Raw genomic sequence first — 13852 nt, 5'->3', positions numbered from 1 at the left:
TATTATAGTTTGTGTACGGAAAATTGTCGTGTCGAGGCGTCGAGCCGCACGGCGATGAACAGCAGAATCGTGAAGGCGATGAGCGACGAGCCTCCGTAGCTCATGAACGGCAGCGGAATGCCCATCACGGGCATCAGGCCGATGGTCATGCCCACGTTGACCAGCACGTGGAACAGCAGGATCGCCGCCACGCAGTAGCAGTAGATGCGTCCGAACGGTTCCTGCTGCCGTTCGCCCATGCGCATCAGGCGCAGGATCAGCAGGCACAGGAGCGTCAGCACCACGACCGCGCCGACGAATCCCCACTCCTCGCCCACGGTGCAGAAGATGAAGTCGGTGTGCTTTTCGGGGACGAATCCGTATTTGATCTGGGTTCCTTCGAGGAAGCCCTTGCCCCAGAAGTTGCCCGAGCCGATGGCGATTTTCGCCTGGTTGACGTTGTAGTCGGTTCCGAGCGGGTCGCTGATGATGCCCAGGAAGCTCAATATGCGGTCGCGCTGGTGCTGTTTGAGGATCGAGTTGAAGATGTAGTCGGTGGTGGGCAGGAAGATGAGCGAACCGACGAACAGTCCCAGCGTGATGAAGATGTTGGCCATGTTCGAGCGGTAGGCGTATACGGCGGCGAAGACCACCGCCGCAAGGGTCGTCGTGAGCAGGCTGTGGTAGAGGTCGAGCGTTCCGGGGGCGATCAGCGCCATCACGAGGCACAGCAGGATGGCCGACAGCATCACGACGGCCAGGAACACGAGGCGCGAGCGCCACTGGCCGTTCATCATCGCCTCGGAGAGCGTGCAGACCAGAATCAGCGTCACGAGCAGCGTCATCGGCGAGAGGAGGAACGAGACGATGAACAGCGCGGCGATCAGCAGCACCGGGATGCAGAGCCATTTGTTCAGCCCTTCGCGGTAGAGTACGAAAAGGAATGACCCCAGCACGATGCCCGACCCGGTGTCGTTCTGCAGGATGATGATGAAGAGCGGGATGCAGATCACCACGGCGACCTTGAAGAGGTCGCCCGCGCGGTTGATCGAGAAGGAGTATTCGCTCATCACGCGGGCCAGGGCCAGGGCCGTGGCGATCTTGGCGAATTCTACGGGCTGTACGCGCAGCGACCCGAACTCGAACCACGCCTTCGCGCCGTTGACCTCGCGGCCGAACAGCAGCGCGGCCACGAGCAGCGCGATGCCGCCCAGATAGGCCGGGTAGGCGAACATGTGGTAGAACCTCTCGTCGAGCAGCAGGACGATGATCGCCGTGACCCATGCCGTGCCGATCCACATCAGCTGCTTCATGTAGAAGTGCGAAAAGGAGAACAGGTCGGCCGTGCCTTCGTCGTACGACGCCGAGGTGATCGAGATCCATCCCGCCACGACGATCAGCACGTAGAGCAGGACGGTCCAGCCGTCCACGCCGTAAAAGATGCCGTTATGCCGGTTACTTGTCATAAGCGGGATAATAGATGTTCATGTCCTTGATGTATTGCAGCAGTTCGGGCCTGCGGATCGTGTCCGTGAGGTAGTACTCCTCCAGGAGGCTGGCGATCGGCAGGGCCGCCGAGGCGCCGAATCCGCCGTTCTCGACGTAGACCGAGATGGCGATTTTCGGGTTGTCCTTCGGGGCGAACGAGAGGAACGTCGAGTGGTCGCGGCCGCGCGGGTTTTCGGCCGTTCCGGTCTTGCCGCAGACGTCCCACCCGTCGAGCCGGGCGCGGGTCGAGGTCCCCCCGACGTTCACGCCCCGCCACATGCCCTCGACGATGGGTTCGAAGTGCTTCGGTTCGACCATCGTGTAGTGGCGTTCGTAGAAACGCGCGTCGAGCGAGTCCTGTCCTTCGATCTTCTTCACGATGTGCGGGATGTAGTAGTAGCCGCGGTTGGCTACGATGCACGCCAGGTTGGCCAGCTGCAACGGCGTGCAGCCCAGCGCGTCCTGCCCGATCGAGAGCGACAGCACCGTCAGCGAGTTCCACGAACCCCGGTACTGGCGGTCGTAGTAGGCGCGGTCGGGCACATATCCGTTGCCCTCGTCGAGGAAGTCCGAACCCAGTTTGCGCCCGAATCCGAAGCTCTCGACATATTGTTTCCAGACGTCGTAACCCTCCTTCACGCTCCCGTATTTGGGATTGTCGAGGATGTCGCGGAAGACGTAGCAGAAGTAGGCGTTGCACGAGGTCGCCACCGCGAAGCGCAGGTCCAGCGGCGAGGCGTGGGCGTGGCAGGCCATCTTCAGGCGCCCCGCCTGGTAGCCCATGTGGCAGGAGTGCAGGTCCGAAGGCCGGAGCACCCCTTCCTGCAGGCCGATCAGCCCCTGCACCAGCTTGAAGGTCGACCCCGGGGGATATTTGGCCTTCACCGCGCGGTTGAACAACGGCTTGCGCTTGTTGTAGAGCATTTTCATGTAGTTGTTGCCCCGCTGGCGCCCCACCAGTTCATCGGGATCGTACGTCGGCGAGGAGACCATCATCAGGATTTCGCCCGTCGCAGGCTCGATGGCCACCGCGGCTCCCACCTTGCCGCGCATCAGCTCCTCGCCCAGCAGTTGCAGGCGGGCGTCGATGGTGCTCACCAGATAGCGCCCCGGCTCGGGAACCGAGTCGTAGCGGCCGTTCATGTAGGAACCCTTGATCGCACCGTGGGTGTCGATCTCCTGGATCCGGACGCCCTTGCGGCCCCGGAGCTGCGGCTCGTAGGCCGACTCCACGCCGTTCATCCCTACGTAGTCGCCCGTCTTGTATTCGGGGTTGCGCTTCAGGTAGTCGGGGTTCACCTCGCTCACATACCCCAGCAGGTTGCCGCCCACCTCGCGGGGATACCGGCGGACGGTGCGGTAGACGGTGTAGAAACCCCGGAAGTTGCACTCGTCGAAGCGCAGTTTGTCCTCCTTGGAGATGTAGTTCATGATCAGCCGCGGCGCCCGCGGACGCATCCGTGCGTTGGCCAGCTCGCGTTCGAGCCGGGCGCGCGAAAGTCCCAGCACGTCGCACATGCGGGCCGTGTCGAAGCCCTGTTTGCCGATTTCGCTCGAAATGACCATCAGGTCGTAACACTCGCGGCTCTGCACCAGGTATTCGCCGTTGCGGTCGAAGACCTCGCCGCGCGGCGGGTACTGCACGACGTGGCGCAGCACGTTGGCGCGTGCCAGGTCGTCGTAGCGCGAATCGAAGAGCTGGATGTAGGCCAGCCGCCCGACGATCAGCGCGAAGATCAGCAGGACGACGACCTGCAGCGTGCGCATCCGCATGAAACTCTCGGAGTTTCTCATATGCGCACGGGGATTTTGGCGGTGAAGATGCGGGCGATGATCCAGATGAAGGCCGCCGATACCGCCGTGCTGACGACGATGCGCAGCAGCGTGTGGAGCGCGTGGGTCCACGAAAGGGCCTCCAGTGAAAAGAATACGGCGTGGTGCACGAGCGTCAGCGCCACGAGGTAGGTGATGAATTTCCGTTCGCCCAGGCGTGCCGACGAGGGGATGCCTCCTTCGCGGACATTGTCGCGGCCGCAGATCATGCCGGCGAGGGTCGGGCGCAGGAAGGCGATCAGCAGGGTCGCGATCGTGTTGATTCCCGCCGCGCCCATGGCGAAGTCCATCGTGACGCCCAGCGCCAGTCCTGCGCCCAGCACGGCCGCGGGCGGCGTGTCGAGCGGCAGCAGGGCGATGAAGACGATGTATACGAGCGGGTTGAGGTAGATGCTGATGGTCAGGTTGTCGAACAGGAAAACCTGAAGCAGCACCGCCGCCGCGAAAAGTCCGAGATATGGTAGTGTGCGATACATTTAGTCGGGCCGGGTATGTTGTTCGATTTGTTCGCTTTGCTGCAGGTTGCGGATTTCGTAGAAGTCGCGGTTGCCGACCAGCACGACTTCGTTCAGCCGCGACATTTCGGCCGCGAGCCGCACCCGTACCGTGTAGGCCGTGCGGGTCTCGTTGAGCGAGGCGCTCTCGACCCAGCCGATCAGCACGTCGGCGGGGAAATACTGCGAGAATCCGGTCGTCACGACCTCCTGTCCGGGCTTCGGGTCGGCGTATTTCGACAGCTCGCCGAGGATCACCACGTTCTGGTCCAGTCCGTCCCAGTAGATCGAGCCGTAATATTCGGCGTCGGCGAGCTTGCCGCTGGCCCGGAACGAGGTGTTAAGCACCGACATTGCCACGGCGTAGCGTTCCGTGCAGTCGACGACGTAGCCGGCCATCGCGCCGTCGGGCGAGAGTACGGCCATCTCTTCGACCACGCCGTCCTGGCGTCCGCGGTTGAGCGTGATGAGGTTCTGCGCCCGGTTGACCGTGTTGGCCACGACCGATGCCGTCGCGAAGCGGTATTTCGATTCGCCGATGTCCTGCATGTAGCTGTCGAGCCGCGCGTTGGTCTCGGCCTCCTCGTACTGGGCGAGCCGCTCTTCGAGCTGTGCGACGCGGCCCAGCAGCAGCCGGTTTTCGCGTCCGAGGGTGAAGTAGCGCCTGATGCCCGCGAAGAATCCGTGCACGCCTCCCGCCACCTGGTTCGACCGTGCGAGCAGCCGGGCCTGGGTGTAGTGGGTGGAATGGGCGTAGTAGCTGATGGCCGCGACCTCCAGCGCCACGAACAGCACCACGACGTAGACGCTTCGTATGAACTCGAACAGTTTGCGCAAAGTTTCTTCCTTAATTTAAGATTGCGGACCGAAGCCCGCAATCGTTTCACTCAAAATATTACCCGATCGGCCTTTGCCGGTTTTCGTATATGACTGGTACCGGACAGCAAACGAAGTGCGGAAGACGACCGTTATCACAAGAATCACTTCATTAAAAATGAGAACCGGTTGATATTCTTCAGGGCGATTCCCGTTCCGCGGGCGATGGCCCGCAGCGGGTCTTCGGCGATGTGGAACGGAATGCCGGTCTTTTCGTTCAGCCTCCGGTCGAGTCCCTTGATCAGCGCACCGCCGCCGGCCAGATAGATGCCGTTCTTCACGATGTCGGCGTACAGCTCGGGCGGCATGGATTCCAGTACCTTCATCAGCGCCGCGTCGATCTTCGTGAGCGACTTCTCCAGCGCGTAGGCGATCTCGCTGTACGAGAGCGACACGGTCTGGGGCAGGGCGGTCAGCATGTTGGGACCCGTCACGACGAAATCCTCGGGTTCCTGCTCCAGGTCCGAAACGGCGGCGCCGATCGAGCATTTGATCGCCTCGGCCGTGCGTTCGCCGATGCGGATGTTGTGCTGCTGGCGGACGTAGCTTTGGATGTCGTTGGTGAAGACGTCGCCCGCCGTGTTGATCGACTCCGAGCAGACGATGCCGCCCAGCGAGATGCAGGCGATCTCCGACGTGCCGCCGCCGATGTCGATGACCATGTTGCCTTCGGGGGCTTCGACGTCGAGTCCCGCGCCGAGCGCCGCGGCCATCGGTTCGTAGATCATGTAGACTTCGCGGCCTCCGGCGTGTTCGGCCGAGTCGCGCACGGCGCGTATTTCGACGTTGGTCGAGCCGGAGGGAATGCAGATCACCATGCGCAGCGAGGGGGCGAAGAGGCTGCCCGAGGTCTTGACCTTCTTGATCATGCCGCGCAGCATCAGCTCCGTGGCGTTGAAGTCGGCGATCACGCCGTCCTTGAGCGGACGGATGGTCTTGATGTTCGGGTTGGTCTTCTCGTGCATTTGGCGGGCCTGCTGGCCGATGGCCACGAGTTTGCCCGTGTGGACGTCCAAGGCCACGATCGAAGGTTCGTCGACGACGACCTTGCCGTTGTAAATTATCAGCGTGTTGGCCGTTCCGAGGTCGATGGCCAGCTCCTGTGTCAGTGAAAAAATTCCCATATTCCTACACCCAACTGTTCTATTTCGTGAAATGCTTTATTCTCAATCCGATACGTGCCCGCAACACCGCTTCGGGTTCCGGCGGATGACATATCCCGACAAAGGTAGCAAAAAGCCCCGGAAATTTTTGTATTTTATTCTAATTTTTTTTAATTACATTTGTGCTGGAAAAACTGAATCTCCGCATGGAATATAAAATCGGAACCGAAGCCCGCTGCGCGGTCATCGGCTATGGAAGCTGGGCGACGGCCATCGTCGGACTGCTTGCGGCCAACGGCCGGCGCGTAGGGTGGTATGTCCGCAATCCCGAGGTGCTCGAATCGCTGTGCACGGAAGGACGCAATCCCCGCTATCTGAGCGATTTGGAGTTCGACCGCAGCAGCATCGCCCCGTCTTCCGACCTCGACGCCGTGGTGCGCGACGCCGACATCGTGATCCTCGCCGTCCCTTCGGCCTACCTCAAGGATTTCCTCGCCCCGCTGACCGTTCCGCTCCGTGACAAATTCGTCGTTTCGGCCATCAAGGGCATCGTCCCGGGCGACTATCAGACCGTCGTGGAGTACATCCACGACCATTACGGACTGTCGTATAAACAGATCGGGCTGGTGACCGGGCCTTCGCACGCCGAGGAGGTCTCGCGCGGCAAGCTCTCGTACCTCACGGTCGTCTGCACCGATCCCGAAAACGCGCGGCGCATCGGCGGACATTTCGCCGGCGACAATGTCCGGTTCAGCTACTCCACCGACCTTTACGGCATCGAATACGCCGCTATTCTGAAAAACATCTACGCCCTTTCGGTCGGCCTTGCCGTGGGGCTGGGCTACGGCGACAACTTCCTCGCCGTGCTGATCGCCAATTCGGCGGGCGAGATGACCCGTTTTCTGGAGGAGAGCTATCCCGCCGAGCGCGACACGCAGGTCTCGGCCTACCTGGGCGATTTGCTGGTGACCTGCTATTCTGTTTACAGCCGCAACCGGCGGCTGGGACTGCTCATCGGCCACGGCTGTACCGTCAAGAGCGCCCTGAACGAGATGACGATGGTCGCCGAGGGTTATTTCGCGGCCGACTGTATCCGCCACATCAACTTCCGCCACCGGGTCGACATGCCCATCGCCGACATGGTTTACCGGGTGCTCTACGAGGGCGCCTCGGCGCGCAGGTGCATGCAGGAACTGACAACCAAATTAATTTAGCGATATGATGAAAAATGTGAAATTGGACATTGCCAAGACGGGCATTGAGATTTCCGCCGACATCGAGGCCAAGGCGCAGGCTGCCAATGCCCTGCTGCATTCGGGCAAGGGTGCCGGCAACGATTTTCTGGGTTGGGTGCGCCTTCCCTCGTCGATTTCGGAGAATGAGATCGACGCCATCCAAAAGGAGGCCGCGAAACTGCGTTCGAAGGCCGACGTGGTCGTCTGCATCGGCATCGGCGGCTCGTACCTCGGCGCCAAGGCCGTGCTCGAAGCCATGAGCGATCCCTTCAAACTCCTGCACAAGGAGCAGAAGGACCCCACGGTCATTTTCGCCGGACAGAACATTTCGGAGGATTACACCGCCGAACTGCTTGCCGCGCTGAAGGAGCATTCGATCGCCGCCATCGTGATCTCGAAGTCGGGCACGACGACCGAGCCGGCCATCGCGTTCCGCCTGATCAAGGCCGAGATCGAAAAGCGTTACGGCAAGAAAGAGGCTGCGGAGCGCATCGTGGCCATCACCGACAAGGCGCGCGGGGCGTTGAAGACGCTGGCCACGCAGGAGGGCTATCCGACGTTCGTCATTCCCGACGACGTGGGCGGACGCTTCTCGGTGCTGACCCCCGTGGGGCTGCTGCCGCTGGCCGTCGCCGGCGTGGACATCGCGGCCCTCGTCCGCGGCGCGCAGGAGATGGAGAAGGCCACGGCCGAAGGCGTGCCTTTCGAGGAGAATCCGGCAGCCGTCTACGCCGCCGTGCGCAACATCCTCTACGACGGAGGCAAGAAGATCGAGATTCTGGGTTCCTACGAGCCTAAACTGCAATATATCAACGAGTGGTGGAAACAGCTCTACGGCGAGAGCGAGGGCAAGCAGGGTAAGGGCATCTTCCCGGCGAGCGTCACGCTGACGGCCGACCTGCACTCGATGGGCCAGTATATCCAGGACGGCGAGCGCACCCTGTTCGAGACGATCATTTCGGTGGCCAAACCCGCCGCCGAGGTGCTGATCGAGGCCGACGGGGAGAACCTCGACGGGCTGAACTTCCTGGCCGGGAAGCGTATTTCGGAGGTCAACCGCATGGCCGAACTGGGTGTTCAGCTGGCCCATGTGGACGGCGGCGTTCCCAACATCCGCATCGAGATTCCCGAAATCTCCGCCGAAGTCGTCGGCTCGCTGCTCTATTTCTTCGAAAAGGCCTGCGGCATCAGCGGCTACATGCTGGGTGTGAATCCCTTCGACCAGCCGGGCGTCGAGGCGTACAAGAAGAACATGTTCGCCCTGCTGGATAAACCCGGCTACGAGGAGGCGTCGAAAGCCATCAAGGCGCGGCTGTAACCGTTTGGCCGATAATGAAAAGGTCCATCCGTTCGGCGGATGGACCTTTTTTCGGATGGCGGCTCCTATTCGCCGCGCACCCGCCTGCCTTTCTCGGTGAAAATCTCTGTTTCGTCCTCTTTCTGCATGTAGAGCAGTTTTTCCCGGAACCCGCCGTTCGGAGCCGCGACGCTCTTCCCGGCTTCTGCCGTGTCGGCCTGCGTGTCGATGACGGTATGGCCGGACTTGTAATAGACCGCGTCGTAGACGCACGGGACGATCGGCCGGCCGCGGTCGTTCAGCACGCCCCACTTGCCGTCGCGCCGCACGATTGCGAATCCGTAGGTCCTTTCGAGCAGGTAGGCCAGTTCATAGACGCACGGCACGACGAGACGGCCTTTCGGATCGACGCAGCCCCATTTCCCGTCGGCGAAGCCCAGGTTCTGCAACCGGGTATCCGCGAAATCCGTGCGACCGTCGTTCACGAACGCCGCCTTGTCCCGGACCGGGAAGATGAACCCGTAGAACGGCGTGACCCGGTTGCCTTTCCGGTCGATCAGGGCCGTCGGGCAATCCGAGAGAATCGGCACTTTGAATTTGTCGACTTCGTTTTTGACCATCGCGACGCTCTTGTCGAACCCGTATTCCCCGAAACTGCTGCACCAGTCGTATTGCAGGGGGATGGCCGTTGCGCCCGTGGGGTCGATGAACCCCCATTTGCCGTTGAGCCGTACGGCGGCCCGGTCGCCGATAAACTGCCGGGCGTCTTCGTAACGGGCATTCCCGAAAACGGCGTGGCCGTATTCGTCGGTGAAATAACACGGCATTCCGCCGCGGGTTCTGCTCATGTAGAGCTGCGGACACTGCGAAGCGGCGCACGACGACAGCGCGAGGCAGGCGATCAGGAAGGAGTGACGCATACTGTGCGGGTTGGTTGCGTGTAATATACGAAATAATAGCTGCCTGTGCAACCTTTTTTGCCGGGGTTGAAAAAATCGGAACCTCCCGGCCGGGAAGTTCCGATTTTCGGTTGTATGAGGCCTTTCGGCTTACAGCACGCCCTGCTCGACCATCGACTTAGCGACCTTCATGAATCCGGCGATGTTGGCGCCCTTCATGTAGTTGAGGTAGCCGTCCTTCTCGGTGCCGTATTCCACGCAGGCGTGGTGGATCGACGACATGATCTGGTGCAGCTTGGCGTCGACCTCCTCGGCCGTCCAGTTGAGTTTCTGCGAGTTCTGCGTCATTTCGAGACCCGACGTGGCCACGCCGCCGGCGTTCACGGCCTTGCCCGGTCCGTAGGGAATCTTCGCCGCGATGAAGGCGTCGATGGCTTCCGGGCGGCAGCCCATGTTCGAAACCTCGGCCACGACCTTCACGCCGTTGGCCAGCAGGCGTTTGGCATCTTCGCCGTCCAGTTCGTTCTGCGTGGCGCACGGCATGGCGATGTCCACCTTGACCTCCCACGGTTTCTTGCCCGCGAAGAACGTCGAGCCGGGGAACTTCTTGGCGTAGGGTTCCACCACGTCGTTGTTCGACGCGCGCAGTTCCAGCATGTAGGCGATCTTCTCGGCGTCGAGGCCTTCCGGATCGTAGATGTAACCGTCGGGACCCGAGATCGTCACCACCTTGGCGCCCAGTTCCGTGGCCTTCGTCGCCGCGCCCCAGGCCACGTTGCCGAAGCCCGAGATGGCGATGGTCTGGCCCTTGATGTCCATGCCGGCCTTTTCGAGCATCTGGCGCAGGAAATAGACGGCTCCGAAGCCCGTCGCCTCGGGACGGATCAGCGAACCGCCGTAGGTCATGCCCTTGCCCGTCAGCACGCCGGTGTTCTCCTGGGCCAGCTTGCGGTACATGCCGTAGAGATAGCCGATTTCGCGTCCGCCGACGCCGATGTCGCCTGCCGGAACGTCGGTCTGCGGGCCGATGTGACGCCACAGCTCGGTCATGAAGGCCTGGCAGAAACGCATCACCTCACGGTCCGACTTGCCCTTGGGATTGAAATCCGAACCGCCCTTCGCGCCGCCCATCGGAAGGGTCGTCAGGGCATTCTTGAAGATCTGCTCAAATCCGAGGAATTTCAGGATCGAGGGGTTCACCGAGGGGTGGAAGCGCAGTCCGCCCTTGTAGGGGCCGATGGCGTTGTTGAACTGCACGCGGTAGCCCGTGTTCACCTGCACGTCGCCCTTGTCGTCGACCCATACGACCTTGAACGTGAAGGTTCGGTCGGGTTCCACGATGCGTTCGGCGATGCGGTTTGCCTCGAATTCCGGGTGCTGGTTGTAAGCATCCTCCACGGTCATCAGAACTTCGCGCACGGCCTGCAGGTATTCGCTTTCGCCGGGGTGCTTGCGCTCGAGTTCCGCCATAATTTTGTTAACGTTCATAGCTCTATCGGTTTTTGGTTGGTTTGCATGTTCAGTTCGGGTTCTATTCTTTCACAAATATAAAAATATTTCCGACAGATTGTAATCTTTTCGGGGAAATTTATTCGAAATCCTAATCGTCGTTCCCTTCGCGCACCATCCCTTTGTTCGAACGCCCGTCGATGCAGACCCACAGCGGGCGGTCGAAGCGCACCTGCCGCAGGTACGTTCCGTCGTACAGCGCCTGCCGGGCGTCGAGTTCCTTTTCGCGGAAGAGGCCGTCGCCGCGGAAGGGGTTGATCGTCAGGTAACCCACGCCCAGCGAGGTGACGTTCTGGAAAAAGTGCGTGCCCTGCGAAGGCTCCACGTCGAACTTCTCGATGCCGCACTCGACGATCACCTTGGCCTCGGAGATGTGGTTCCACTTGACCGGAACCCCGAGGAACGGGTCCGAGGAGCCCCAGCGGCCGGGTCCTACGAGAATGTACGGCCGTCCCTGGTCGCGCATGCGGTTGTTGAGCATCAGCAGCTCTTCGGCGATCTTCTCGGTCGAGAGCGAGTCGAAAGCGTCGGACTTCACGTAGATGATGTCGGCGATGTCGGTCATCTGCCCGATGCCGAGGGCCTGTTCGCCGTAGATCAGCGCCCGGGAGGCGTCGACCTCGTTCCAGTCGATGGACCGGTTGTCCTGGTTGTCGATGATCGGGCGGATCTGCAACAGGTTGAAAACCTGCCGCTGCCCGGGAGCCACGTCCATGTTGACGGCGAATTCCACCTCCACGGGACAGCGCATCTCCTCGGCGCCCATCTGGAGGATGTCGGAGATGATTTCGGCCAGCGGGAAGGTGTTGTATTTGAGGATGTTGTTGAACGTGATGACCTTGCGTCCCTGGTCGAACGGGCTGTCGGAGATGCGTTCGTTCTCGCGGTCCCAGACCGAGCAGACGAATTTCGAGTTGCGGAAGCCGCCGATCTCCGTAAGGCCCAGCCGGCGCAGGTTCACCGCGTCGTCGATCGACGTGCGGAACTCCTCGGGCCGGAGGCTCAGGGCCAGCACTTCGTTCTGCGTGTCGCGCAGCGCCAGCTCGGGCGTCGAGGTCTGGAGCACCTTCTGCGGGTAGCGGGGCGAGAAGCGCAGCGTGCGTCCGCCGTCCACGACCAGTTTGCCCAGGCCCATGGCGATGTTGCAGACGCCGTCCTCCGGGCGCTCGTCGCCGATGGGATAGTAGTTGATCGAGCGGGCCACGCCCGAGCAGGTGGGGAAGTACAGCCCGTCCTGTTCCGTGCCGCACACTTCCTGGATGATCACGGCCATTTTCTCCTCCGAGATAAGGTTCTGCGACGACTGGATGTAGGCCCTCGACGCTGCGAAATAGACCGAGGCGTAGACGCTTTTGACCGCCTTGAGCAGCAGGCGCAGCATCTGGTCCTCGTTGTCGACGTAGGGGATCATGTAGGTCGAGTAGATGCCGGCGAAGGGCTGGTAGTGCGAGTCTTCGAGTTTCGACGACGAGCGGATGGCCAGCGGCGTGCGCACGGTGCGGATGTAGCTTTTCAGCGCCTCGCGCAGCCGGAACGGAAGCACCGAACTGACGAATTCCGAGAGGATCTCCTCGTCGGAGAAATCCTGCGAAATGATGTATTTAAGGCCGTTGTGTCGGATGAAGTCGTCGAAGAACTCCGTGGCGATGACCACCGACCGCGGGATCATGATGCGCACGTTTTCGTGCTTGTCGTACTGGCGGTGCTTCATGAGCATCGAGTTCATGAACGCCAGACCGCGGGCCTTGCCGCCGAGCGATCCCTCGCCGATGCGTGCGAAGGCCACGGCGTCGGAGTAGGTCTCGGTGTCGAAACGCGCCACGACGCCCTGTCCGAGCAGCGTGCGGTAGTCGCGGATGAGTCCCACCAGCACGCGGCGGTGCTCTTCGACCGACGAGAAGTGGCTCTTGTTGTACTGGCGGATCGACGCTGCCAGCGGGAACAGTCCCCGCGAGTAGAGCCATTTCGAGAGGTGGTTCTGTGACGTGTGGTATTCGAAGGCCCGGTCGGGGATCGTGGCGATCATCTGCTGCATCTGCGTCAGGTCTTTCGCGCGGCCGATCTCGGTCCCCGTGTCGGGGTCCTTGAAGACGAAGTCCCCGAAAGCGAATTCCACGGCGATGTAGTCGTGCAGCTGCGAGAGCAGCGTCTTGGAATTCTTGGCGATGAATCCCGCGCCCAGCTCCGCGGCCTGCTTGCCGAAGGCCACCTGCGACGACTGCAACAGTACGGGCATCAGCGGATTGTCTTCGCGGATGCGGCGGCAGAGGTCGATGCCGGCGTCGAGTTTCTCGCTCTCGGGCGGGTCGTTGCGGCGGAGCACGAACCCCACGTCGGAGATCACGCCCAGCAGGTTTTTCTTGTAACGTTCGTACAGTTCCACGGCCTCCTCGTAACAGCGTGCCAGCAGGATTTTCGGGCGTGCGCGTTTGCGCAGCACCTGCTGCTGCTCGTTGAAGGCGTCCTTCAGGAATTCGGTGTTTTGGAGCAGCAGCAGTTTGTAGATCTCGGGTAAATAGGTGGAATAGAAGCGGATCGAGTCCTCGACCAGAAGGATGGCCTGCACGCCTCCTTCGCGGATGTCCTCGTCGGCGTTCATCTTGTCCTCGATCAGCTTGATGATGGCGATGATCAGTTCCGTGTTGCCGTGCCACGAGAAGATGTAGTCCAGTCCCGAGCGGTCCTGCTCCTCGATGCGGCGGTAAATATCCTTCGAAAAGGAGGTCAGCAGCGCCACGGGGGTATTGGGATGCCGCTCCTTGACGATCTTGGCGAACGAAAAGACGTCGGGTTCGCCGACGTTGTACATCGTGAGGATGAAATCGAACGAATCGTCCCGGGCCAGCGCCTCCAGCGCCTCGGCCGTCGAGCTGACGCGCGTCAGCGACGGCGGGTTCGACATGTTGAGGTCGATGTACTCCTGGTTGATCTGCGACTCGATGTGCCCGTCCTCCTCCAGAATGTACCCGTCGTAGCTGCAGCATACGAGCAGGATTTTGTGAATCCGGTATTTCATGAAGCGGTAGGGGAGTTTGCTCCCGTCGGGCATGTATTGTTCCAGGCTTTTGTTCATTCGGATGCTAAATTTGTTCTACCAACAAAAATAAGGAAAAAATTGTTACCTTTGAAATCGGAAACG

Annotated in this window: 10 protein-coding genes; 2 read left to right on the top strand and 8 right to left on the bottom strand. The window is 61.2% G+C overall.

The window, feature by feature from the left end:
* Positions 1-2: 2 nt before the first annotated feature.
* From rodA to ACGHP5_RS04105, 5 genes are all read right to left on the bottom strand, one after another.
* On the bottom strand, positions 3-1445 hold the full coding sequence (rodA, locus tag ACGHP5_RS04125) for a rod shape-determining protein RodA (RefSeq protein ID WP_290532887.1): 1443 nt from the start codon (positions 1443-1445) through the stop codon (positions 3-5).
* A complete protein-coding gene (locus ACGHP5_RS04120; RefSeq protein WP_337755848.1) occupies positions 1435-3261 on the bottom strand; it encodes a penicillin-binding transpeptidase domain-containing protein in 1827 nt (608 codons plus the stop codon). The genes rodA and ACGHP5_RS04120 overlap by 11 nt, the downstream gene beginning before the upstream one ends.
* Positions 3258-3776 carry a rod shape-determining protein MreD gene (locus tag ACGHP5_RS04115; protein ID WP_290532885.1) on the bottom strand — a complete coding sequence of 173 codons (519 nt, stop codon included), beginning with the start codon at positions 3774-3776 and terminating at the stop codon, positions 3258-3260. Before ACGHP5_RS04115 ends, ACGHP5_RS04120 begins: the two co-directional genes overlap by 4 nt.
* Entirely contained in the window at positions 3777-4631 is an 855-nt protein-coding gene (gene mreC, locus ACGHP5_RS04110) for a rod shape-determining protein MreC (protein ID WP_290532884.1), read from the bottom strand.
* A gap of 143 nt (positions 4632-4774) precedes the next feature.
* A complete protein-coding gene (locus tag ACGHP5_RS04105) occupies positions 4775-5794 on the bottom strand; it encodes a rod shape-determining protein (protein ID WP_010266755.1) in 1020 nt (339 codons plus the stop codon).
* Positions 5795-5979: 185 nt separating this feature from the next.
* On the opposite strand from ACGHP5_RS04105, the gene ACGHP5_RS04100 reads away from it, so the two are divergent.
* Positions 5980-6987 (top strand): NAD(P)H-dependent glycerol-3-phosphate dehydrogenase, encoded by a 1008-nt coding sequence (locus ACGHP5_RS04100; RefSeq protein WP_337657127.1) that lies wholly within the window; start codon positions 5980-5982, stop codon positions 6985-6987.
* 7 nt (positions 6988-6994) lie between these two features.
* On the top strand, positions 6995-8326 hold the full coding sequence (locus ACGHP5_RS04095; protein WP_290532923.1) for a glucose-6-phosphate isomerase: 1332 nt from the start codon (positions 6995-6997) through the stop codon (positions 8324-8326).
* Between the two features lie 65 nt (positions 8327-8391).
* On the opposite strand, the gene ACGHP5_RS04090 is transcribed toward ACGHP5_RS04095, so the two are convergent.
* The 3 genes from ACGHP5_RS04090 to ACGHP5_RS04080 form a co-directional block, all read right to left on the bottom strand.
* Positions 8392-9225 carry a WG repeat-containing protein gene (locus ACGHP5_RS04090; RefSeq protein ID WP_295905415.1) on the bottom strand — a complete coding sequence of 278 codons (834 nt, stop codon included), beginning with the start codon at positions 9223-9225 and terminating at the stop codon, positions 8392-8394.
* 129 nt (positions 9226-9354) lie between these two features.
* Entirely contained in the window at positions 9355-10692 is a 1338-nt protein-coding gene (gene gdhA, locus ACGHP5_RS04085) for an NADP-specific glutamate dehydrogenase (RefSeq protein WP_295905414.1), read from the bottom strand.
* A gap of 112 nt (positions 10693-10804) precedes the next feature.
* On the bottom strand, positions 10805-13786 hold the full coding sequence (locus ACGHP5_RS04080; RefSeq protein WP_337755847.1) for a PEP/pyruvate-binding domain-containing protein: 2982 nt from the start codon (positions 13784-13786) through the stop codon (positions 10805-10807).
* Positions 13787-13852: the final 66 nt, after the last annotated feature.

The organism is Alistipes sp. i18-0019-D1 (assembly GCF_042852885.1).
Classification (GTDB): domain Bacteria; phylum Bacteroidota; class Bacteroidia; order Bacteroidales; family Rikenellaceae; genus Alistipes.
Note: the sequence above shows the minus strand (reverse complement) of the source record. Positions and strands in the feature narration are given on the sequence as shown.

Excerpts from the sequence above, each read along its gene's own strand:
- rodA (WP_290532887.1), bottom strand. The coding sequence starts at position 1,445 with ATGACAAGTAACCGGCATAACGGCATCTTTTACGGCGTGGACGGCTGG.
- ACGHP5_RS04120 (WP_337755848.1), bottom strand. The coding sequence starts at position 3,261 with ATGAGAAACTCCGAGAGTTTCATGCGGATGCGCACGCTGCAGGTCGTC.
- ACGHP5_RS04115 (WP_290532885.1), bottom strand. The coding sequence starts at position 3,776 with ATGTATCGCACACTACCATATCTCGGACTTTTCGCGGCGGCGGTGCTG.
- ACGHP5_RS04105 (WP_010266755.1), bottom strand. The coding sequence starts at position 5,794 with ATGGGAATTTTTTCACTGACACAGGAGCTGGCCATCGACCTCGGAACG.
- ACGHP5_RS04100 (WP_337657127.1), top strand. The coding sequence starts at position 5,980 with ATGGAATATAAAATCGGAACCGAAGCCCGCTGCGCGGTCATCGGCTAT.
- ACGHP5_RS04095 (WP_290532923.1), top strand. The coding sequence starts at position 6,995 with ATGAAAAATGTGAAATTGGACATTGCCAAGACGGGCATTGAGATTTCC.
- ACGHP5_RS04090 (WP_295905415.1), bottom strand. The coding sequence starts at position 9,225 with ATGCGTCACTCCTTCCTGATCGCCTGCCTCGCGCTGTCGTCGTGCGCC.
- gdhA (WP_295905414.1), bottom strand. The coding sequence starts at position 10,692 with ATGAACGTTAACAAAATTATGGCGGAACTCGAGCGCAAGCACCCCGGC.
- ACGHP5_RS04080 (WP_337755847.1), bottom strand. The coding sequence starts at position 13,786 with ATGAACAAAAGCCTGGAACAATACATGCCCGACGGGAGCAAACTCCCC.